We start from the raw sequence: 21,728 nt of genomic DNA on the forward strand, positions 1-21,728 counted from the left end.
CAGCGTCCCGCACCGGGTCGCTGCGCCTGCGTGACTCGCAGGAGGAGCAGCCCTCATGACCACAACCGTTCGCCGGCACCGCCATCAGGCAGGTGTGGCATGATCTTGACCACTGACCCCGAGCGCGGCCGGGCGGCCGAACGCACCGCCTGGGCGTTCTACGCCATCGCCGCGATCGGGTCCATCATCGGCCAGATCTGGGTCGGCGTGACCGTCCCGCCCTGGCCCGCCGCCATCGACTGGTGGTGGCGCGCCCTGCTGGTCGCGCCGTTCGCCGCCGTCATCGACCTCGGTGGCGTCGTGACCTCGGCGTTCGCCGACACCCGCCGCCGACGGGGCGAGACCGCCTACGGGTGGCGGATCTTGTCCATCGGCTCGGTCACCACCGGGGTCTGCATCAACCTCATCGGCCACGGCGATGTGCCCTACCTCGCCGCCGTCTTCGGCGGCCTGGGCGTGTTCGCCTACACCGTCTGGCTGCTTCACGCTGCCGACCGCCGCCGTGACGCCCTACGCGCCGCCGGGAAACTCGCCGACACGGCGCCGAGCTACTCGCGCGCCCAGCGGCGCCGCGAACCCGAGGTCACCCGACGCGCCGAACTCCTGGCCGTCGAACACGGCTACAGCCTGCACGAGTCCCTCGTCGTCGCCCGGCACCAGCTGCGTGACGAGCGGCGCCGGGCTGCGCTGGCCACCCATGTGGAAACCCTGATCCGGGCCCGGCACGAGGACCCGGTGCGGGCTGCCATCGCCGCCACCACCCTGGACATCGACGCCATCGCCGTCGAACTGACCGCCCACTCCGACGTCGCCGGCTGGGCGACGGCCATCGGGGCGGACCTGCGTCCCCCACAACCACCCGCAGCCGGCACGACCGACAGCGACGGCGACGCTCCGGACATCGGCGGCGTGCCGATGCCGCCCACCGACGTCCTGCGGCGGGTGCCCACCAGCCAGGACGCCTACGACCGGTGGCGCGACCTGTGGGCCGAGCTGTCCACCGACCCCGACGTCGACCTGTCCGCGTTCGCGGACCGGCACGACATCTCCGTGCGACAGGCCCAGTGGATCCGCAGTGTCGGCGCCACCGGGCTGCTGAACTCCCCGATCCCACCCGCCGTGCGGCTCGCGCGCCTGGCCACCATCAACGGCCACCGCCCGCACGACGACTCGCCCGCCTCGTAACCCACCGCCGCTCAGGCCCGGAAGCCGTAAGCCCCGGGCCTGACCGGCATCGAGGCGGCACCGCACCACCCCGCAGGGGACATCCAGCCATCCGCCTCGAAGGGAAACCGGCCATGAACACCACGACACCCGCCCCACACCGGGGCCGGCCATGACGCCCCGTGCCGCGACCGTGCTGGTCACCGCCGTCATCGGCGTCGCCCTTGTCTGCGTCGGAGGGCTCATCGGACTCACCGGCAGCGCCACCGCCTGCGTACCCCGCATCGACCCGTCGACCGCCACGGCCGCCGCGCCGCCTCCCGCACTCGTCAACAGCTACAACGCCGAGCAACTCACCAACGCCACCATCATCGTCTCCGTCGGCGCCGGCCGAGGCATCCCCGAACGAGGCCTCATCGTCGCCGTCGCCGTCGCGCTGCAGGAATCGTCCCTGCGCAACCTCGGCCACCTCGGCGCGGCCAACGACCACGACTCACTCGGCCTGTTCCAGCAACGCCCCAGCCAGGGATGGGGAGCCCCGGACCAGATCATGGACCCGGTCTACGCGGCCAACGCCTTCTACAGCAAGCTCCTCACCGTCACCGGGTGGGAGCAGATGCCACTGACCCAGGCCGCCCAGTCGGTCCAGCGCAGCGCCTTCCCCCACGCCTACGCCAAGTGGGAGCCGGACGCCACCGCGCTCGTCGCGCTCTCCGCCGGCCTCTACGGCGGCTGCACCGCCGGCGACGGCATGTCCGGCGGCAGCGAACCCCTGCCCGACGACTTCACCCTCCCACCCAACACCCCACTGCCCGTCGCCATCGCGATCTGGTGGGCGCGGCAACAACTCGGCACCCCGTACGCGTTCGGGGGCGACTGCACCGACGCGCACTCCGGCAACCCCGCCCACCAATGCGACTGCTCCAGCCTCATCCAACAGGCGTATCGGTACGGCGGAGTCAGCCTGCCGCGCGTCACCGACGACCAACAACACGCCGGCACACCCATCGCCAGCCTCACCCAGGCACGCCCCGGCGACATGATCTTCATCCCCGGAAGCAACGGCACCATGAGCGACCCCGGCCACGTCGGCCTCTACATCGGACACGGTCTCGTCATACAGGCCCCGCACACCGGAGACGTGGTGAAACTGACCAAGGTATCCGCCTGGGCGAACCAGATTGCCACTATCCGCCGCATCGTTTCCTGACGGACGGGATGTAGGTTCTCAAAAGAGATGTCCCATTCTCAGAAGAGATGTCCACGATCTGTCCCATGGGACAATTTCCTGAAAACCGCTTCGGCGTGTCGCCGAGTTGACCGACTACGCGCTCACCACAGCTCTACGGCTGCGGACCTTCCTGAGCTTTACTGGCCACGTCGACTGGTGAACCCCACGGGGACAGCGTCAACCCGATCGAGGTATATCAACAGGAGTGACGTCCCAATAGCTACACTTCCGGCGCCTGAACGCAGACAACGGAAGAGGCTTCATGTCGCTCCGGTCGAGCCAGCTGACTTGCGCCTCTCCGGGTAGTCTGATCGGTTTGCAGCCGGGTCGGTTCCGTCGTCGCCCTTGCTTGTCCGTGGTGATCTTGGCTGCATAGAACACGTCACCGTTGATTGCTTCTACCAGACAGAAGCGTTCCTTACCCCCCTCACCTCCGTCGAACGGAAAATAGGCATACCAGATTTCGTTGATGGCTGGACGCGCATCGCCGCCGGGCACGGTCGTGTCGACCGGACCACCTGCGTCACCTGGGCGAGTCGCCGGACCGCTCGCCTTTCGCCGCCTAACAATGATCCTCTGGGCGAGCTCTGCTGGTACTCGTAGGCATCAGGGTGACCGCGTCGAGCTGCCTCCGCCAACCAAGTAAGGGCTTCGGGCTCCCTACCGGCCCGGACCAGCGCATCACCCCTCGCGAACGCCTCATCAGCGCCGCCGGATGCCATCCGTCGTGTCGCCGAGGCCGCGCTAGCCGGGCCAGAGGCCGCCGTAGTGACATTTGGATCTGATGGCCTCCTTCGCACCCTGATTGCCTGGTACGCCAGCAGGCCGCCAACAGCACCCCCCACCAGGGCGGCAACAACAACCCAACTCGCGTCCACGATCGCCCTCCGTACCGCCGCCTACCAGCCGTATGGTAGTTCGCTTGGCCAGGTAGCGGGCCGCCTCGTGCTCCACCAGCATGGCGAGCTGGTGCAACCCTGGTGCCACGCACCAACTCCGCCGCCTCTGTCGGCTCCGCCTGAAAACTGGCTCTGGCACACATTCTGTGATTGATCTTGTTGATGGCTCACGGGGTGATCAGGACGCGTTTGCGGAGGAGGTCGAGGTTCGCGCGGCCATACATCTGTCGCTTGATCGTCTTGATGCGGTTGACCTGGCCCTCGATCGGGCCTGAGCTCCAGGGCTGGGTGAGGCCGGCGACGACGGCGTCACGGTCGCTGGCCAGGCCGGCGGCGAAGCCGCGGATCTCGGGGTATCCGGCATGGCGGGCGCGGTTGATCCAGGCGTCGAGGTGTTGCCCGGTGCCCCGGTGGCGGACCAGCGCGGCGAACCCGCGGGCGAGGCCGGCGACGGTGTCGAGGTCCGGGCAGCGGCGGCGGGCGTCGGCGAGATCAGCGCGATCGTCGTCGGTGAGTTTGTGGCCGGGTCGCATGATCCAGGCGGTGATCCGCCGGGCCGACGGCACCCGTACTGCGGTCGAAGGGGTAGGGCGGGTGCGGTTGATGGCGAGCCAGTCCCGCAGTACCCGCAAGCTGCCCCGGTAGCCGCGGGCCACGATCTCGGCGTGCAGCACGGCTGTCTGGTGGACGCCGTCGGTGACGCGTTGCCGCAGGTATGGGTGGAACGGGGCGAGGATGCTGGGTCGGCTGCTGGCGTTCGGGCCGATCAACGCCTCGGCGGTGGTGGCGTGGGCGTACTTGCGGGCGGTTCTGACGTTCATGTCGAGCCGGCGGGCGGTCGCGCTGATCGACAGTCCTTCGGCTTGCAGGGCGTGCACGGCCGCGTGGCGTTGGCGGGTGTTCGCCGCCCGCCGTCCCGTCCTGACCGGCTCGTCGGCCGGGGCGACCAGGGCAGATGTCGGTTCGTCGTGGGTGCGTAGGCAGCGGCGGTGTCCACGGATGACTTTTTCGACGGTGTCGCTGAGGTTCTTCAGCAGGTGCCACCGGTCGGCGACCTGGGTCGCGTCAGGTGCTCCCTTGCGGGCGCCCTCGGCGTAGCTGCCGCCTCGGTCACGGCAGATGATCTGAACACCAGGATGCTCGCACAGCCAGGCGGCGAGGGTGTCGGCGGTGCGATCGGGCAGAACGTCGATCGGCCGGCGGGTGTGCATATCGAGCAGCACCGTCGCGTATCGGTGCCCACGGCGGCGGGCGAAGTCGTCGACGCCCAGCACCGTCGGCGTCACCGGCGACGAATCGGGCATACGGCGGATCATCCGGATCAACGTGGAGCGGGACACCGACACGGCCAACCGATGCGCCAACCGGCTGCCCGGTCGACCTCCCAACGCCGCCGCGACGGCTTGCAGATCACCCGTCGCGAGGACCGTGTGGCGGGCATGCCTTCGGGTTAACCCTGGCACCTGCTCGACGAACGTCCGCCGTCCGCATTCGGCGTTCACGCAGGCGAATCGGCGGACCGTCAACGCGACCAGCACCTCGTGGCCACCCAACCTGACATCACCCAGCCGCCGCACATAGCGACCATGCACCATGGTCGACCAGGCGCCGCAGACCCCGCACGACGCCCGCACCGTCTGCGTCGCCGCGTCGATCCTGACCGTGATGCCCCGAACCACCACCGCTTCCAACCGCAGGCCCGTCAGGTGTGGCAACAACGCCGGAATGATCTCCACCTCGGCACCCAACCCGAACTACCGCCGAGCGCGACTCACAAAATGTGTGCCAGAGCCAAAGTTCAGCCGGCGTTGACAGCCTCACCGCGCCGCCCGAGCGAGCAGCAGACGCACACCGCAGCAGCCGGCAGCCTCAATCACGTCTTGGACCCCACAGATGCGTGGTCTTGCTCATAGCCCTGCCGCGGGGAGCCGCGGTGCTAGCCCTGAGCGAGCCCTCTGTTCCCTGCGCCGATTTCGTTGGTGAGCCCGGGAATGTCGGCAAGGGCCAGTGGTGTGTAGACCAGCCCAAGCTGCTGGGCGGATGCGGTGGCCATCTCCTGGACGGCCGCCGCGTGCCGCTGCCGAACCTCGGGCAGGTCGTTGTGCCCCACGCTGTCACTCCTTCACCCGCCACCGTGCCTGACCCGCCACACCCAACGGCACCCTCATCGATCATCGATGTCGGAGGGCTGCATCGTCCCACGCTCTCGCGCCGCCGGCGACACACACCGCGTGCGCCGAGACGGGTTGCTGGCCGTCATGCCGACGAGGTGCCGCTCGGCGCCCAGGTCCGGACAGCGGTAGCCCGCACGACAGCCCGCCGCGTCCGGCCCGCGTCAGCCGACGTGCTGCCGCGCCCCGACCCCTTCTGACAGCAACGCATCCAGCCAATTCGGCCACCACCGCATTGCCGGCCGGCTCCTGCTCCCTCGACGAGGAGTTCGGGCCGGCCGTTCACGTCGGTCCAGAAAAGGAGAGATCGCGATGTCCAAACGCCGAGTCCGGCCCGCACAACAGCAACCGGAATGCCAGCCGCGTGGCGACCTGCGCCCACTGCCCGAGCAGCGGTACGTCTGCCGCTGCGGCGAGGAGCTACGGCTGGTCCGAGCGGGCCCCCGGATCAACGACTGGGCCCACGTGACCCTGTCCGGGCAGCGGTACCGCGACGACCGGCCCGCGTTGCTGCGTGAGGATCCCGCCCGGTGGTGGGCGCAACTGCGCCAGCGCATGGCCGCCGGTGACATGCGCGCCGCCCAGCTCTACAGCACGCTCACGGCCGCCGAGATCCTCGGCGGCAGCCCGGGACGGCACTACCACCACCCGGAAAAGACGCTGACACCTCCGCTTGAGCAGCCGCCACCATTCTGCTGCGAACAGCCGATGTGGGCCAGCCCGGACGGGTGGGCCTGCCGCGTCACCCGCCGCGTCTTCCCCTACACGCCCACCACCGGCTGACCCGCCGCGACGCCCACCCGCGCCGTTCCCGCGCGGATCGCCGCGCGCCGCAACCCCGTGTCCGCCAATTCGGCCCGGTCTCTCCGGGCCCGGCACATCCGAACCCGGGACCTGCTCGGCTGCCTGCCGCCTCGCGGGTCGACCCCGCAGGTCCGGCAGGTCGACGGGATCCTGAGTCCAGATCACAGGAGGAATCCCGTGCCCCACACCCCAGCGTTGACCTTCGCCCCTGCCGCGGCGCGGGCCTGGTTGCACCAGCCCGCCGGCGACGGTCTGACCCGCGCGCAAGCACTCGGCGTGGACGACGAGATGTTCCGCCGGGGCCGGGAGGGCTTCCTGGCGACCGTGAGCGATGTCCTGGCCGCACGCCCGGACGGACTGCATCGCCGCCAGGACGTCACCGACATCCTGCTCTGGCTCATCCCCGACGGCGAGGTCCTGGACCAGGGAGCGATCATCACCGTTGACCTGGCCACCGGTGTCCGGTTGGCCAGCCTGCACCAGGACGTCAAGGACTTCGCCGACCGCGACCAGCACGGCATCGACGCCGTGCTCTCCGCGTTGACCCACATCACCCACCAGGTACAGTACCTGGTGGACATCTACGCCCGCTCCGAAACTCGGCAATCCGCGCACGCGGCGGATGCCACGACCGCCGGTACGCCGACGCCACCACCGCAGGCGCCCGTGTTCAGCGAGCGGCAGGTGTCCGAGGCCCTGATCGCGGCGGCCGACGACATCTTCGCCGCCGTCAAGGCCGGCCCGGAGGGCTTGCGCGACGGCATCAACCTGACCGTTAACGCCACCATGTCGTACCTGACCGGCCAGGCCGCGGACCTTCACGACGTCGTCGCGGCCATGTACAGCGAGGACTACCCGACCGTGTTGGGTTGGGTCGAGGCGGCAGCATGATGCCCCGGGCGAGCGATCCGGGCGACCAGCATCGCCGGGTAGTGACACCTGACGAGAGCGCCGCGCGGAGAGGCGCCTGATGGCCCGCCGCCCGGCCCGCCACGTCGTCGAGGTCGACGACGCCTTGGTGATCGCCACCGGCCACCGCGCCGACTGGTGGGCGTGGCTGCTCATCGCCCACCACGGCACCGGCCGGATCCGCGAGGTAGCGGCGAGCATCGGCGGCGCCATCTGCCACGTCACCTGGGACAGCCGCGAACACGCCACCCAGCTGACCGAATCCATGGTCACCCAACACGGCCTTCCCCGAGCAGCGGTCAAGGCCAAGGCAGTGCCACACCGTCACGACCGTTGACAACGGCCACGAACCGACGCGGCGGGGGCTGACCCCCACTACCGCAGACACCACCTGAACCCCTTCACGGGCGCTGGCACCGCTGGCGGCCCGTGCGGGGGCGCGCAGCCGACGCCACGCCCATCCACCGAGGATGGAGAACACCAGTGGTCACCGCAGCACAGCAGCCCCAACCCACGGCCGCCGCACCACCCACACCTGCGCGGCATGCCGACACCGACGCGATGGCGACGCTGGTCGCCTCGGTCACCGCAGAGGTCGCGGGGGTCTTCGACATGATGGACTGGGCCGAGAACGAAATCGCGAAAGCCACACACCGGCATCCCGACCAGGCCGACGCCATCTGCCACGCGTTCAGCCTTATCCGTCCCGGTCATTTCGGGCTGGAGATGCCCAGCGAGTTCGTGTACCGGTCACACGCCGCCGAACTCCTACAACGCGTCGCCGCCGGCGCCGACACGACAGCGGCGACGGCGGCGGAGTTGTGCCTGGTCTGCGCGGAGACGAGCCAACTCGCACCCATGCACGGCACTGCGGCCGGGCTGTACTTCCGCCTGTGGCGTACCGCGTTCCCCGACCATCCGCACACCGCAGAGCTGACCGATCAACAGGTGCACTAAGAGAAGCTGCACGGGTCCCGCATGGATGAACTCGAACAGGTCGTGCGCCGCACGTTCACGGACCCGCACCGGCGACTGATCGACATCGACTGCTCCGGCAGACACCACGGCGAGCTTGTCACCTGCCGGTTCGCCGCGGCACCGGCCGAGGCTGACCGACGCCCCGGCAGACGATCCCGCCGCACCACAAAACCGTCTGCGGCGGCCAGCCCGCTGGCACCACCGGACACCGTCGTGCCGGACACCGCGGCGTAGCCACCCTGCCTGACCCGGTCGGCGTGAGCCGACCACCCCTAAACCCGTCCCTCACCGGCCCGAGGGCCATCCGTGGCCCCGGACCGCAGTCCCACCTCGTGCCTACGGGCCGGCTGGGACCGCGGTCCCAGCCTGTCCGCCGCCACGTGGCGGAGACAGGGAGGGCCACCATGGCCATGACCGCCGAGGAACGCGAGGCGTTCCTCGAACGGACCAAAGCCGAGTTCGACGCCCGGCTGGCGCGCATCGCCGCCGACCCCAGCGAGTGGGTCACCTTCATCGAGGAAGCGGCCATCTTCGGCGCCCACTACAGCCTGCACAACCAGTTCCTGCTCATGCTCCAAGCCGCCGAGCGGAACATGACACCGCGCTACTTCCTGCCCTACGGCAACAAGCAGGGCACCTCCGGCTGGAAGGCCGTCAACCGGCACGTCCGCCAGGGCGAAACCGCATTCCTCATCTGGGCACCGGTGAAACGCCGCCCCACCGAGGAGCAGGCCCGCGAGTGGGAAGCCGCCGGCCGCACCGTCCGCCGCGACCCGGACGGCCGCCCCGCGATCCAGGTCGTCGGATTCCGACCCACGACCACCTTCGACATCAGCCAGACCGACGGCGAACCCTTCGAGGTGCCCACCGTGCAGCGCCGCCGCCAGATCAAAGTCGCCGGCGGGCGGACCGCGCAGCTGCTCACCGGCGATGACCCCACCGGCGCCTACGACGACGTCGTCGGGCTGATCACGCAGGCCGGGTACGACTTCGCGCTCGTGTCCCCGGGCAGCCCGCACCTGGGCAGCGCGAACGGCGTCACCGTCAAGGAACCCGGCACCCAGGCGGTCCGGGTACGCGACGACGTCAGCGGCGCCCAGCGCGTCAAGACCAGCCTGCACGAGCTGGCGCACATCCGGTGCGGACACCTCGACAACCTTGAACCGCAGGAACTGCTGCACCGCGGCCGACGCGAGACCGAAGCCGAAAGCGTCGCCCACCTGGTGTGCCGGGCGCTCGGCCTGGACACCCAGGCGTACTCCGACGCCTACGTCCTCGGCTGGGCCGACGGGGACCTCACGCTCATCGCACAGTGCGCCGAGATCGTGCTGCGGATCGCCAAGCAGATCCTTACCGACCTCGCCGGCACCCCAGACGCAGCGGAGGCGACGCAGCCGGTACCGGGCGCGCACGCCAGCGCCGCCGCCGGGCCGGCGCGCGGTGCTCGCCGCCGCCGGAGCAGAGGCGCCAAGAAGGCCCGTCCCGCACCCCGCCGCGCCGCCTGACCAGCCGCCATCAACACCGACCGGACCTGCCCCGGGCGCACCCGCGCCCGGGGCCCCACCTGTCGTAAAGGGAACCAACACCATGTGGAAAGTCCTCATCAGCCGGACCCCGGACGACCACGGCGAGCCCGCCGTGTTCTGGGTCGACGCCACCAACGCGGCCCAGGCCGAGCAGGTCGCCCGCACCCAAGCCGACGCCATCACCGCCGCGTCCGGCCTGCCCCTCGCACCGGCCCGGTCACCGTGACCCGCCCTGACGCCCCCGCCGACCTCTGGCCCCGACCCCGCATCATCGACGGGCTGCGGGTACACACCTTCCCCGACAGCGGCACCGCCTACGACCACACCCAGTTCCGGCCCGACAACCACGACGGCGACGTGCTGTGGATCCCCAACGAACAGGTCGCCGGTACGGTTTGGAGTGCAGAAGCCCGAGGGTTCGGGAGCGGTAGTGGCGTGGATACACGCCACTACCTCGCGGCCCTGGTCTGCGATGCTCACTCGGGTTCGTCGTATGGATGGAGGCGTCGTGGTCCGAGTGTGATGAACAGCAGGATCGCGAGGAGCGCGAGGAGCGCGCTAGCCGTGAAGTTGGTCGGGCTGGGGTGCGCGAGGATCAGATCCCACCAGGTGTCGCCGCGTCCGATGTAGTAGCAGAAGAGGAGATAGAGCAGTGGTGCGACGGCGGTGAAGCGTGCTGGCATGACAGTCGCGGCAGCGAGGGCTAGGGCGGTGCAGAGCAGGGCGGCGCGGGCGGTGGGTAGGAAGAACCACCAGGTGCCGATGATCCGGCATGCGACCGCTGCGACGGTGAAGACCGCAGCGGTCACGGTGGCGATAAGTACAAGGTGGTAGGGCCAGAGGATGCGTGCAGCGGTGAGTTCGGCGGCGTCGCGGCGACCGAGGATCAGCAGGGCGGTGGTGACGCAGGCGGTGGCGCTGAGTGTCAGGATCGTGGGTCCGAGGTTCGGAACGAAGGCGTACCGGGCCTGCGGTGGCACGACAGCAGCGAAGATCAGGGCCAAGCAGGACCCTACGCCAAGGAGGAGGGCAGTTGGTCCGGCGCGGTGTGCGCGCAGGAGAAGCGTCATCTACGTGCCGGAGGGGTTGTGGGTTGCGTCGGCACCGGTGAGATAAAGAAGGATGATGCCTGCGGTCAGGAGGATGGGCACGCTGATCAGCCAGGTCCGGGGCAGTCGATGTGGCTGACTGGTGGCGAATGCGCAGGCGCCGATGATGGCGAGGGTCAGTCCGGTGAACCAGAGCAGTTCCCCGAGGATCCAGGTGGTCTTCACGGGCTGGGACAGGCTGTCGCCGAATCCCGTACCCAGCCACTGGAGCCACGAGTTATCCCCGAGGATGGCGAACGTTGCGGCGTACGCATAGCTGGCCAGGAACGCGACGGGTATCGCGAGCAGGGGGCGCAGGAGCGTGCCGACGAGTTGCCCCATCGCGGCACTGACGCACAAGGCCGCGACGGACACGATGATCACGGCGGCGGCCGGCGCCGCCGCGGCAACGAGACCAGAGCGAACGCCTGAAATCACCACGAACAGCAGCCACGCCACCGACAACGGCACTGCGGTGGCGACGAACTGCGCACCCACCCGCCCCAGAGGCGGCCGAGCAGAGGCGACCGCGTAGTCGCGGCCGGAGCGGTGGTGGTGGCGAGCCGTGACGGCGGCGGCCATCGCGGCGCCGACGGCACCGGCGAGGATCACCGATTCGAGTTGACGTCCTGCCAACGCTTGGAGATCGCGGGGTGGCTCGGCCATCCGGAGCAGGTAGTCGGCCAGGTCATAGCTGAGGAAGACCACCAAGCCGACAACGATCAGCGCCGTCCACCCCTTGTCGAGATGGAAGCGCAGGGCCGTCATCGTTGCGCTCCGGTCAGTGCCGCATAGCCGTCATACACCGTCGGAGTCGCGCTGCCGTTCGGCGCGGCAGCCGCGAGCGCGTCAACAGTGCCGTGGAACACTGTCCGGCCGCCGACCAGAACCACGACCTGGGAACACACGGAGGCGACATCATCGAGCAGATGCGTACTCAACAGCACGGCCCGCTCACGACCCAGCTCGGTCACCAGCACACGGAACTGTTCACGCTGGTCGGGGTCGAGCCCGGCGGTAGGCTCGTCCAACAGAAGCAGATGCGGGTCGTTGACCAAGGCCATGGCGATAGCGAGCCGGCGCAGCATCCCACCGGATAGCGAGCGGGTCCTCGACTCGGCCCGATCCGCCAGATCCACCCGCTCCAGCACCGCCCTCGCCCGCTGCATCGCCTCCTTGGTCGACAGCCCTTTCATCCAGCCCAGATAGGCGACCTGCTCCGCTACTCGCAGATGTCGCAGGACCATCGGATGCTGGGGTGCGTAGCCGATCCTGCGACGGACCTCCGACAGGTCCCGCACGGTCTGCGTATCGGCCCCAAAGATCCGCAAACGGCCACCGCCGACCGGAAGAGCTGTCGCCAACGCCCGCAGCAACGTCGTCTTCCCGGCCCCGTTCGGACCAACAAGACCAGTGACTCCTACCGACGAAACCAAGTCAGCCGAGTGAACCACGGCACGGCGACGGATGCGAACCGCAACCCTCTCAGCCTCAACTACCGGCACGCTCACCCCGACCATCCCTCCCGTCTGGCCAACTGACCATAGCACTCCGAAGCATCGACGCTCCGTGATCGACATTTCTTCGTGCAGGCGAATCCCTTTCATGCATTCACCCGACGATCAAACAACGGATCGAGAAAGACCTACAGGTCGACAATCGCAGAGATGGAATTCCCGCCATTGGCACCTGTTTGCACTGTCCACCATCGACAAAAGCGCCCGAATTGCCTCTCTTGGCCTCTCAGGAAATTCACGCCTCCATGAGAACTCTGCACAGCTGAATGGCCCTAAACTCCAATGGCCCTGAAGCTGCCGGATGATCAGGCGATGCGTTTGATCAACGCATCACTTCCAGCGGCAAAGTCATTCCCATCGGTACGGGAGGTCGATGATGCGAAGGCTAATCGTTCATGTGACAGCAACGGCCGCACTCGCGGTCGGTGGAGCAGTTGTCGCTGGCGCAGTACCCGCCCTGGCATACCCGCACTGCGAGCGCTACGCAGGGCTGCCAGTATTCAGCGGCTCCAACATCTCTGGAAGCTACTCGGTGTCGTGCACGCAGACGGTGCCCAGCGCGACCCTCTACGGACGCATCAAGGAGGACCGCAACAACCTTCCCGACGTCGTACACGACACCGAGTCAATCACCTTCACCCACAGCAACAGCTCCACCGTAAGCACCTCCACGTGCCAGAATGGCGACATGATCTACATCGAGGCCCAGATCAACAACGAAACTCCCGCGCAAAGCTCCGGACGCGAGATGCACTGCTGAACCAGCGGGAGCCGCGGGCTCACCAGCCAGAATCCGACATCAATCCACACTGCCGCCGAGTCGGGCGGGCGGAAGCAGTCACACCCGCCCGACGCTCCCTCCGATCAATCCGAATCCGCCAATCGGCAAGCCTGACCGGCGACCGCTCATTTGACAAATTCGACCGACGCCCACGCCACACGACATTAACGCCATGATCGATGAACCGCGACCGACAAAGCCGCGACCGACGTGAATCAACTACCCCACGTCAGTCCCATCAGTTCGCCGGGGCTTCCGGCACTGGGGCAATTAGTGGCATCTGGTGTCGGGCACAGCAACGGCAAGTGGTGGTCCAACTCGCGCAGCCAACCCAGCATGCCAGTCATCTCCAAGTCGCGCGTGTTCCCACCGTACCTCAGCACCGTCAGCCAGCCCACCACAGCGTCCACTGCCGGCGCGAGCAGGCATCGGATCAAGAGGTCGGGCACGGGAGAGACCAAGTCGGCGTCATCGACGATATTGACCAAGGCAAGATTGCGAGATCCTCGCTCACCTGCCCGGGTACGAATTCGTCACCTACGAATCCGTACATTCCACCAGGAAAGCTGGTTCTGTGCCCGTGCGTTCGACCTTGCGGCTCAGGATGGCGTTCGCGGCGTCGTCGCGTCGCGATGGCGCCTGGGCAAGGTGCTGTCGCCCACGCTCAGGCTGGGCCATCATTTCCCTGTGAAGCCCCCGCATTGCCTCGTCTGTGGATCATCGGACGAGGCGGAGCAGTTCACAGCGGTGAGTTTTGGGGTGAACGACCAGGAGAAAGCAGCTCTCGCGGCGCGCGCAGCCGCAGGGTGGGTCGGCCACCCGGAGAACGTCTTCTGGTTCTGTGCCGAACACCTTGACCTCGGCGCCGACCGCCAGTCCATGCACTGGCGCGATGCCATCGCCGAGATCAGAGCCATCGCTCAGGAGTAAGTCGGCACTCCATCTCGACCCTAGACCGCCCCTTTGGGCGACCCGTGACGGTGGGGCGGGGTCCTCGACCTTCGCGGTTGCTCGCGACGCAGCGCGCTCGCAGCAACGGCACCGGATCTACGCCGAGGATCAATCGCGTCGTACCAGCATCGGGCCCGACGTACGGCCGTGAGGTCCGCACCGGGCTTTTCCGTTGGCGGCATGTCGATCGGCATCGCTACGATGCCTCGTGGTGGGGCTCGTAGCGCAGAGGTAGTCGCGCCGCCCTTTCATGGCGGAGGATGCCGGTTCGAGTCCGGTCGGGCCCCACCCCATTGCGTGCCCGGTGGCGCGGAGGCCGACGCGCCGCATTACTCGTGCGACGGGTGCTGGGTCGAATCCGGTGCTTCCGCGCAGACCGGTTGGGTGGGAACGATGAACGGGGCAGAGGTGGAGGCGGCCCTTCGGGTGCTCGCCGAGATCCGCACGTTGCCCGTCGATGATCCGGTACGTCAACGAGTGCAGCGCGCGGTCGATGGGTTACTGAAGGATGCGCAGCGTCAGCGGCGTGCTGATCGCCGGCGCAAGACGGCAGCGGCCGATCGGGCCGTTGTCGCGGGTGCGGCCACTGGTGCTGAGGATCGGGTCGAGGGTGTTCCGGTGTCAGTTCCGCGCGACGTGGTCGATGCGGCCGGTGCGGCCGGTGCCGGACGGACTCGGCGAGACCGCTGCTGTTATGCCTGCCGCGATCGGTTCCGTACTGTTGATGCCTTCTACCACGCGTTGTGTCCTGCGTGTGCGCAGTTGCACCGCCGGCATCGGCACGCCGGCACCGATCTGGCTGGCCGGCGTGCGGTGGTCACCGGGGGCCGGGTGAAGATTGGCTTTCAGGTGGCGTTGAAGTTGCTCCGCGACGGCGCTGCCGTCACGGTGGTGACGCGATTTCCGGCTGACGCCGCCCGCCGGTACGCGCGAGAGCCGGATTCCCCCACCTGGTTGACGTCACTGCGCGTCATCGGCGCGGACCTGCGGGACCCTCGCCAGGTGCTCGACGTTGCGGAACGGTTGGCCGCAGACGGACTCCGACTGGACATCCTCATCAACAACGCGGCACAGACGGTGCGTCGGCCGATGTGGGCTTACCAGCCGCTGATTGCAGCGGAACTGCAGGCCGCTCCCGAGGATGTCGCCGTCGAGTCGGCGGGCGGGTTCCGACCAGGTGCCGCGCCCGATTGGAGCGTTCGCCTCCCAGCCGCTGGCAAGGCATTCAGCCAGGAGCTGGCGTCCATCATCGACGCCACCGGCGCGCTGGTCGTCACAGGCGCCGAAAACTCCTGGACCGCGAAGGTCGGCCAGGTTGACCCCGTCGAGCTGCTGGAGGTGCAACTCGTCAACGTGGTGGCGCCGTTTCTTCTCCTCGACCGGCTCCGTCCGGCCCTGACCGCACCCGGCCCCGGCAGCCGGTACGTGGTGAACGTGACGGGCCGGGAAGGCTGGTTCTCGGAGGACAGCAACGGTCCCAGCCGGCACCCCCACACGTCGGTCAGTAAGGCTGCCCTGAACATGCTGACCCGCGTTGGCGCCACCGACCTCGCGCAGCACCACGTGTACATGTGTGGCGTCGATACCGGCTGGATCACCGACGAAAACCCCGCCACGATCAAAGCGCGGCGCGCCGCCGTCGGCTGGCGGCCACCCTTGGACGTCATCGACGCAGCGGCGCGGATCTACCACCCCATCATCTGCGGCGAAACCGGCACACCGCTGTACGGCGTGCTCCTCAAGAACTACGCGGTCGTCCCCTGGTAGCGAAACCGCCCGCAGCTGAGGGACGCCATGTGTCCACACGACACGTCAATCGCCGAGCGGGCAGGTGGGGTGTGGGCGACGGGTGCTGAATGGATCATCGCACTATCCACCAGTGGCCCGCTGTCACGTCCGGATGGCATAGGCCCGGACTTCTCCCACCGAACGACAACGAACCCTGACCGCAGCAGCGTTGGCCCAGGGCTTAACCCGGGGGAGCGCGGGCCGCGGCATCCCCCCGCAGGGCGTCGTGTCACATTCGCGATCTGAATGCCGTCTCGGGATTGATCCCTCGTAGCCTTGGCGGGCCGCCGCTTGTCTTCTGCGACGGCCGGACAAATGCCGGTCGACCACCTCGTCGACGCGCCCGGACAGCGCAGGCCGTACCCCTTTTTCTGCATCCACGGCGATTACTCTAAGTCGCTGTTTGGTAACTTCGCGCACCCGTGGTCGGGTGAGCGTCCGGGATCGTCCCGTCCGCTTACGCGGTGGAGTCGCATCCCGGCACCCATTTCGCCATTTCGCCTGAACCTGACTCTTAGCATCCGACGTCGCCGTCCGGCTCGGAACATATCAGTGCTTATGACGATCGTGAAGAGCCCGAGATCCAGTCCCGCCTGCGGTGCCTTGGAGCCGCGATTCGCCCGCGCACGCCCCGTGCGGTAATCGTGGGTCACGCGACGCACCCGTCCCTGATCACCTGACCCTGGCCCCTATCGCCTGTGGGCCCGCTCGAAGGGCAGCGCCGTATGAGGTAAGGGCTGTGGAGGTTGGTGTGTGGGGACGGGTCACTGGGGCAGTGACGCGAGCGCGAAGGCGAGGAGGGCGCCGAGCATCATGGCGGGGCCGTGTGCGATGCCTTGGCGCAGGTGGATCCGCCGGGTGACGAGCAGGAACAGGCCGGCGACGGCGCCGATGAGGGTCGCGGCGATCAGGCCGGCGAACGCGGTGGAGAGGCTGATCGAGCCGGGGAGGAGACCGGTCAGGGCGGCCAGTTTCGCGTCGCCGAGGCCGATCGCGGTGGGTCTGGCGAGCAGCATGACGAGGTAGATCCCGGCGAGCAGCGCCGCGCCCGCGAGCGCGGTGTGAAGGTGGTGGTAGGTGGTCGTCGCGATGGCGGTGACGGCCAGGATGGCGACCGTGCCGGCGGTGGCGGGCAGCGTGATGCGGTCCGGGAGGCGGTGAACCGTGGTGTCCACGAAGGACAGGACGATGCCGAACGCGGCGACCCAGGCCATCAGGGTGAACGTGGCGAGGTCGGGGCTGCGCCAAGTGATGAACGCGGCCACGAGCGCGGCGGTCGCCTCGATGGTGGCGGTGGTGGGTCCGATGCGGCGGGCGCATCCGGGGCATCGGCCGGTGGCGGGCAGCATCGCCCAGACCGATGTGACCAGTGGCCGTTGGCATCGTGGGCAGCGGCGGCGCAGGGGTCGCCCGTACGCGACGCTGTTGGTGAAGACCCGGGCGCGCAGCCACGGCCCGGCCGCGGCGCCGGCTGCCGCCGCGGCCAGGACGAGGGTGGTGGCGGTCATGGTGGTGTGGTCTTGCTGAGGTGGCGGGGTGGCATGGCGGGCTACTGGTCGTCTCGGCGGGGCGGCGCGGCCAGGGTGCGGAGCAGGTCTTGGGCGAGTTGCTCGGTGCCTTCGTCCATGTCCAGGCCGTTGTCCTCGACGGCGTGGCGCAGTGCGGTCAGTCGGGTGCGGATGGCGTTGGCGTCGTCGAGGGCGGCGCTGGCGTGCATGGCGCGGCGGGCCAGGTCGTCGTTGAGGGGGTCGAGGTCGCAGGCGGTCTCGTACAGGTGGCGGACCTGCTGTGGTTCGTCGGTGTGCAGGTGGGCGGCGTGGGTGTAGAGCTTGATCAGGCGGCGGCGGACGTGTTCGCGGTCGGTGTCGATCCAGTCGTAGTCTCGGCCGGCAGCGAGGGGGCCGCTGATCGCGGCGATCGCGGTGTCGAGGTGTCGCCGCCGTTGGTCGTCGGTGTCGGCGGTGGCGACCTGCGTGTACTGGTCCAGCACGGTCCACAGGTCGACGTGCACGAAGGCGGGGTCGAGGTGGTAGTGGCTGCCGGTGTTGGGGATCGGATCGGGCGCCTTGCGGCCTGCGGCGCCGTTGTCGCGGGTGTTGTCGTCGCTGACGGCGTCGTTGGTGTCGCCGGGGTGGACGGTACGCAGGGTGGTGCGCAGGTTGCCGACGCAGGTTGACAGTCGCTCGCCGGCGCGGCGCATCGTCGCGTCGGGCCAGAGCGCTTCCATGATCGCGGACAGGGTGGCGCCGTCGCGGTGGACCGCCAGGTAGACGAGGAGCTCGACGGCCTTGGCGCGCAGGCCCTTCATGGGTACGCCGTCGGGGCCGAGGATGGCGGGTTCGCCGAGGACGCGCACCTGCACTCGTTGGTCGGTCGCGCTGGCCGATGGCGGCGGGGTTGGTTCGGTGGGCGGGGCCGGCGTCGGTGCGGCGGGTTCGGTGGGTGGGTCTGCCGGTGGTGCTGGCGGGTCCGGCTGCTCGGCGGCCGGGGTGGTGGGGGTGTCGGCGTGGGCTTCGGCGAGCATGGTGAGCGTGGTGGTCGCGGCGTCGGTGTCCAGGACGGCGACCTGGTCGATGTCCGGGTCTCCGGTGGCGGTGCCGTCGGCGGCGATGGTCAGCGTGGTGCCGAGGGGCCAGGCGCCGATCAGGGCGGCGCCGATGTCGACCTTCTCGCCGAGGTGGATGGCGTTGGCCAGACGCTGGTGGCGTTGTTCGGGGATGTCGGCGATGAGCAGCAGTTGGGGCACCGGCTCGGCCAGCGGGTGCGCCGCACGGAGTTCGGGGATGGTGTCGACGTCGTGGTCGGCCATGATCCGCGTTCGGCGGATGATCTCCTCTTCGATGTGGGTGATCGCGTCGCCGGCGGTGGCGGTGACGGTGAGCCGGCGCATGCGGGGGAGGTCGATGACGGATACCCCGAGCAGGGTCGCCAGGGTCGAGGCGGGAACGACGAGGTGGCCCTGCGCGTCGGGGTCGTCGGGGCCGCCGGCGGTCAGGCAGGCCACGAGGAGTCCGCGTGCGGCGTCGAGTGCTCCTGGCCCGTCGAGGCCCAGTCCGGCGGATACCGGCAGGTCGGCGAGCCCGGCCAGCTCGGCGCCGGTCGGCCCGACGGGCGGTGTGGGGAGCGTGTCGGTGTTGGCGGTGGTGTAGTCGCGCACGGTGGGGCCGGGCTTCGGCTCCTGCAGCAGGTCGGGCCGTTGCCGGCGCAGCGCCTGGCGCAGGTGGGTGAGACCGGACAGCGGCGGCGTGAGATCCGCGTCGTCCAGGCTCGCGTTGTCGATGAGGGTCGGCCGGTAGCGGTGGCGGCGGCGCCGCCACACCATCGCCGCGGCGAACAGCAGTCCGGCGGCGAGCCCGGCGGTGATGAATCCGCCCACCACCGCGACGAAGCTGGACCCCTCAGCCGGGTCGTGCCGCGGATCGGCCGGGGCCGTACGGTCCGGGGTGGGCTCCTGCGGTGCCGGGCTCGCGGTGACGGTGGTCGGGCTGGGGACTGCCGTCGCGGCACCGGCGCCGGCGGTCGGCGGCGTCACCGAGGGGGTGATGCTGACCGGCGGCGGGGGTGGGGCAGGTGTAGTGGTCGACGGGGTGGGAGTGGCCGGTGCCGGGTCGGTGCCTGCCGGAGGCGGATCGACGGGCCGGGCGTCCGGTGGCGCGACGGCGTCGTCGGGTAGGTGCAGCACCCAACCCGGAAAGATCAGATTCGGGTCGGTCAGCTTCGTGGTACCGCTGATGACCTCCCAGTACCGACCTTTGTTCAACTCGAAGATCTCCGGCCACCGATCGGGATTGCCGAGGCAGGTGGCGGCGATGCGGGACAGGTTGTCCCGCTTGACCACCGTGTACTGGTAGCCGCAGTCGCGGATGACGAGCGTGACCGTGCCGGCGGCCTGGGCGGGGATGCTCTGTGGCCGTGCGGACGCAGCAACGGTCAGCTCGACCAGGGGCGTGGTGGTGGGCGTGGTGAGCAGCGTGGTGGTCGGGGCCACTGCGGAGGCGCTCACCGCCGGGCTCAACGGGGCGACCATGGCGGGGGCGAAGATCCCGGCGGTGAGCCCGGCTACCAGGGTCGCGGCCAGTGTCTGGGTGGGGCGCAGAAGCCGGGGCCGGGGTGCGGTCACGCCGCGGATGGCGGCGACCGCCTCGACGGCCACCGAGCCGAGGAGCATGAGCCACAGCAGCCACACGAGGGCGGCCATGCCCTGGATGAGCAGGTCGTCCGACATCGGGTTGGTGACCACGTCGATGATGTCGCCGGGGTCCGGCAGCCGGGACGGCAGCGGGTCGCCGACGTAGTGCAGCAGACCGGCGGGCAGGCCGACGGTCAGCGCGATCAGGGCGAGGGCGCTGGCGGTGCGGGTCACGGCTCGCCCGAGCAGGGTCAACATCGGTCCTCCCGGCGGCTCTACTGCAGTAGGGGCACGGCGTTGGCCATGGACGTGACGGTGAGGGTGCGGATGCCGACCAGGGGCAGCAGCACCCGCTCGCGGGTGATGGTGACGGTCACGGTGACCTCTGTCGGTGTCGCCTGCACGGTGCCGGCCTCGCCGACCTGCGCCAGGTATCCCTGGGCGGCGGTCTGCGCGGCCGTCGGGTCGACGCGGACCGTCGCGTCGGCGCGGAGGGCGGCGAGGTCGAGCTGGTCGGCGCCGGCGCGGGCGGCCTGCTGCGCGACGGCGGTCGCGTGGGCGCCGGCCCGCATGCTGTTGCCGGCCTCCAGCAGGGTCGCGGCGAGCACCAGGATGACGATGATGATGCCCATGCCGAGCAACGTGCCCGATCCGCGATCGCACGGCGGGGCTGCGTGAGAGGGAGCGCGGCGCATCAGGTGTCCACGGTGCGGTAGGTTTCCAGCGGCGCCGTCGCGCGGGCGCTGGTGGTCAGCGAGCCGGGAATGAAATCGAGGCCGGACATCCGGCGCAGCAGAACGGTGCAGCGGACGGTGACGGTGACCGTGCCGCCGCGACCCCACCTGCTGGTGTCGGTTTCGACGTCGAGGTCCGCGCACGTCGCTGATCCGGTGGCCAGGGTATCCGCGGCGGCGTTCTGCGCGGCGACGGCAGCGGCCGACGCGGTGCGTTGCAGGGAGGCCGCGCGGGCGGCGGCAGCGGCGGCGGTCGTGACGTCGAGGCTGGACAGGCCGAGGTTGAACGCCGAGTAGGCCAGCACGATGGCCATCACGGTGCCCGGGATGGCGAACCCGACCATCTCCACCGAGGTGGAGCCTCGGTCACGCCGCACCCGCAGGGCGCGGCGCAGTCGGCATGTCCACCTGCGCATGAGGTGCACCTCCGGTCGGCATCGGGGAGGGTCAGGCGTCGGGTTCGACGGGGACGCTGACGGTGACGCCGACGACCGGCGCGAACCCGGGGATGACGGATTGGGCGTGACCGACGACGCGCACGGTCACGGTGGTTGTCGTACGGGTCACGGTGACGTGCGGGTCGCGGAGCTTGCGGCCGACGGTGCCGGAGAGGATCAGGTCCGCCTCGGCGTGCCCGGCCGCCGCCGTGGCGCCGTGGACCCGGGCGGCCTGCGCGGCGTGGTCCGCGGCGAGCCGGCCCCCGTAGGCGGCGATGCCCCACACGACCAGTTGCACCCCCAACGTCAGCAGGACGAACATCATCACGAGGCCGCCGGTGGCCTCGATGGTGGCCATGCCCCGGTCGCGGTGCCGCCGACGGCGGCCACGCCGGTCAGGTGTTGTCGGCCGGCTCATCAGGGCAGGACACTGGCGAAATCGATGCTGTTCCAAAAATCTTGCAGCGAGCCCCGCACGAGGACGAGCATCCCGCCGATGACGACGATGATCCCGGCGGCCATGGCCACGTACTCCAGGGTTTCCAGGCCGCGGTCGGGCCGCCGGGCCGCCTCCCGCATCCGTGCGAGCAGCGCGGCCTGCACTCTATAGATCACTGTTCC

At 69.4% G+C, this 21,728-nt stretch carries 22 protein-coding genes and 1 tRNA gene; 12 read left to right on the forward strand and 11 right to left on the reverse strand.

What is annotated here, in order from left to right:
• The first annotated feature begins 99 nt into the window (after nucleotides 1-99).
• Both O7615_RS16210 and O7615_RS16215 read left to right on the forward strand, forming a co-directional pair.
• Nucleotides 100-1,185: a hypothetical protein gene (locus O7615_RS16210; RefSeq protein WP_278178469.1), complete on the forward strand. Its 1,086-nt coding sequence runs from the start codon at nucleotides 100-102 to the stop codon at nucleotides 1,183-1,185.
• Nucleotides 1,186-1,336: 151 nt separating this feature from the next.
• Nucleotides 1,337-2,374 carry an NlpC/P60 family protein gene (locus tag O7615_RS16215; RefSeq protein WP_278178470.1) on the forward strand — a complete coding sequence of 346 codons (1,038 nt, stop codon included), beginning with the start codon at nucleotides 1,337-1,339 and terminating at the stop codon, nucleotides 2,372-2,374.
• Between the two features lie 1,087 nt (nucleotides 2,375-3,461).
• Here the strand turns inward: O7615_RS16215 and O7615_RS16220 are convergent.
• Nucleotides 3,462-5,030 carry an ISL3 family transposase gene (locus tag O7615_RS16220; RefSeq protein WP_278178471.1) on the reverse strand — a complete coding sequence of 523 codons (1,569 nt, stop codon included), beginning with the start codon at nucleotides 5,028-5,030 and terminating at the stop codon, nucleotides 3,462-3,464.
• Between the two features lie 200 nt (nucleotides 5,031-5,230).
• A complete protein-coding gene (locus tag O7615_RS16225; protein ID WP_278178472.1) occupies nucleotides 5,231-5,404 on the reverse strand; it encodes a hypothetical protein in 174 nt (57 codons plus the stop codon).
• Nucleotides 5,405-5,777: 373 nt separating this feature from the next.
• On the opposite strand from O7615_RS16225, the gene O7615_RS16230 reads away from it, so the two are divergent.
• The 6 genes from O7615_RS16230 (at nucleotide 5,778) to O7615_RS16255 (ending at nucleotide 9,908) form a co-directional block, all read left to right on the forward strand.
• Nucleotides 5,778-6,248 carry a hypothetical protein gene (locus O7615_RS16230; RefSeq protein ID WP_278178473.1) on the forward strand — a complete coding sequence of 157 codons (471 nt, stop codon included), beginning with the start codon at nucleotides 5,778-5,780 and terminating at the stop codon, nucleotides 6,246-6,248.
• A gap of 198 nt (nucleotides 6,249-6,446) precedes the next feature.
• On the forward strand, nucleotides 6,447-7,160 hold the full coding sequence (locus tag O7615_RS16235; RefSeq protein ID WP_278178474.1) for a hypothetical protein: 714 nt from the start codon (nucleotides 6,447-6,449) through the stop codon (nucleotides 7,158-7,160).
• Between the two features lie 79 nt (nucleotides 7,161-7,239).
• A complete protein-coding gene (locus O7615_RS16240; RefSeq protein WP_278178475.1) occupies nucleotides 7,240-7,515 on the forward strand; it encodes a hypothetical protein in 276 nt (91 codons plus the stop codon).
• Between the two features lie 146 nt (nucleotides 7,516-7,661).
• Nucleotides 7,662-8,135, forward strand: coding sequence for a hypothetical protein (locus O7615_RS16245; protein ID WP_278178476.1), 474 nt, complete (start codon nucleotides 7,662-7,664; stop codon nucleotides 8,133-8,135).
• A gap of 425 nt (nucleotides 8,136-8,560) precedes the next feature.
• Complete coding sequence (locus O7615_RS16250; RefSeq protein ID WP_278178477.1) at nucleotides 8,561-9,661, forward strand: ArdC family protein; 1,101 nt, start codon at nucleotides 8,561-8,563, stop codon at nucleotides 9,659-9,661.
• 82 nt (nucleotides 9,662-9,743) lie between these two features.
• Nucleotides 9,744-9,908: a hypothetical protein gene (locus O7615_RS16255; protein WP_278178479.1), complete on the forward strand. Its 165-nt coding sequence runs from the start codon at nucleotides 9,744-9,746 to the stop codon at nucleotides 9,906-9,908.
• 250 nt (nucleotides 9,909-10,158) lie between these two features.
• Here O7615_RS16255 and O7615_RS16260 read toward each other — a convergent pair whose 3' ends face one another.
• From O7615_RS16260 to O7615_RS16270, 3 genes are all read right to left on the reverse strand, one after another.
• The gene (locus tag O7615_RS16260; protein WP_278178480.1) at nucleotides 10,159-10,662 is read right to left on the reverse strand and encodes a hypothetical protein; all 504 of its coding nucleotides are present in this window, start codon (nucleotides 10,660-10,662) and stop codon (nucleotides 10,159-10,161) included.
• A 90-nt stretch (nucleotides 10,663-10,752) separates the two neighbouring features.
• Nucleotides 10,753-11,538, reverse strand: a complete 786-nt coding sequence (locus O7615_RS16265; protein ID WP_278178481.1) for a hypothetical protein — start codon at nucleotides 11,536-11,538, stop codon at nucleotides 10,753-10,755.
• On the reverse strand, nucleotides 11,535-12,377 hold the full coding sequence (locus O7615_RS16270) for an ATP-binding cassette domain-containing protein (RefSeq protein WP_347405087.1): 843 nt from the start codon (nucleotides 12,375-12,377) through the stop codon (nucleotides 11,535-11,537). The genes O7615_RS16265 and O7615_RS16270 overlap by 4 nt, the downstream gene beginning before the upstream one ends.
• A 307-nt stretch (nucleotides 12,378-12,684) precedes the next feature.
• On the opposite strand from O7615_RS16270, the gene O7615_RS16275 reads away from it, so the two are divergent.
• The 4 genes from O7615_RS16275 (at nucleotide 12,685) to O7615_RS16290 (ending at nucleotide 15,786) form a co-directional block, all read left to right on the forward strand.
• Nucleotides 12,685-13,047, forward strand: a complete 363-nt coding sequence (locus O7615_RS16275) for a hypothetical protein (protein WP_278178482.1) — start codon at nucleotides 12,685-12,687, stop codon at nucleotides 13,045-13,047.
• Nucleotides 13,048-13,404: 357 nt separating this feature from the next.
• Nucleotides 13,405-13,998 carry a hypothetical protein gene (locus O7615_RS16280; RefSeq protein ID WP_278178483.1) on the forward strand — a complete coding sequence of 198 codons (594 nt, stop codon included), beginning with the start codon at nucleotides 13,405-13,407 and terminating at the stop codon, nucleotides 13,996-13,998.
• A 235-nt stretch (nucleotides 13,999-14,233) separates the two neighbouring features.
• A tRNA-Glu gene (locus O7615_RS16285) sits at nucleotides 14,234-14,306 on the forward strand.
• A 106-nt stretch (nucleotides 14,307-14,412) separates the two neighbouring features.
• On the forward strand, nucleotides 14,413-15,786 hold the full coding sequence (locus O7615_RS16290) for an SDR family NAD(P)-dependent oxidoreductase (protein WP_278178484.1): 1,374 nt from the start codon (nucleotides 14,413-14,415) through the stop codon (nucleotides 15,784-15,786).
• Nucleotides 15,787-16,571: 785 nt separating this feature from the next.
• Here O7615_RS16290 and O7615_RS16295 read toward each other — a convergent pair.
• The 6 genes from O7615_RS16295 to O7615_RS16320 all read right to left on the reverse strand — a co-directional run bounded on the left by O7615_RS16295 (nucleotide 16,572) and on the right by O7615_RS16320 (nucleotide 21,722).
• Nucleotides 16,572-17,315, reverse strand: coding sequence for an A24 family peptidase (locus O7615_RS16295; protein WP_278178485.1), 744 nt, complete (start codon nucleotides 17,313-17,315; stop codon nucleotides 16,572-16,574).
• A gap of 41 nt (nucleotides 17,316-17,356) precedes the next feature.
• Nucleotides 17,357-20,194: a BTAD domain-containing putative transcriptional regulator gene (locus O7615_RS16300; RefSeq protein WP_278178486.1), complete on the reverse strand. Its 2,838-nt coding sequence runs from the start codon at nucleotides 20,192-20,194 to the stop codon at nucleotides 17,357-17,359.
• Nucleotides 20,195-20,211: 17 nt separating this feature from the next.
• Nucleotides 20,212-20,568 carry a hypothetical protein gene (locus O7615_RS16305; protein ID WP_278178487.1) on the reverse strand — a complete coding sequence of 119 codons (357 nt, stop codon included), beginning with the start codon at nucleotides 20,566-20,568 and terminating at the stop codon, nucleotides 20,212-20,214.
• A gap of 62 nt (nucleotides 20,569-20,630) precedes the next feature.
• Entirely contained in the window at nucleotides 20,631-21,086 is a 456-nt protein-coding gene (locus tag O7615_RS16310) for a TadE family protein (protein WP_278178488.1), read from the reverse strand.
• A 31-nt stretch (nucleotides 21,087-21,117) separates the two neighbouring features.
• Nucleotides 21,118-21,525: a TadE family protein gene (locus O7615_RS16315; RefSeq protein ID WP_278178489.1), complete on the reverse strand. Its 408-nt coding sequence runs from the start codon at nucleotides 21,523-21,525 to the stop codon at nucleotides 21,118-21,120.
• Nucleotides 21,525-21,722 carry a hypothetical protein gene (locus O7615_RS16320; RefSeq protein WP_278178490.1) on the reverse strand — a complete coding sequence of 66 codons (198 nt, stop codon included), beginning with the start codon at nucleotides 21,720-21,722 and terminating at the stop codon, nucleotides 21,525-21,527. Before O7615_RS16320 ends, O7615_RS16315 begins: the two co-directional genes overlap by 1 nt.
• Between the last annotated feature and the right edge of the window lie 6 nt (nucleotides 21,723-21,728).

This window comes from Micromonospora sp. WMMD1082, from assembly GCF_029626175.1.
Taxonomy (GTDB): Bacteria; Actinomycetota; Actinomycetes; order Mycobacteriales; family Micromonosporaceae; genus Micromonospora.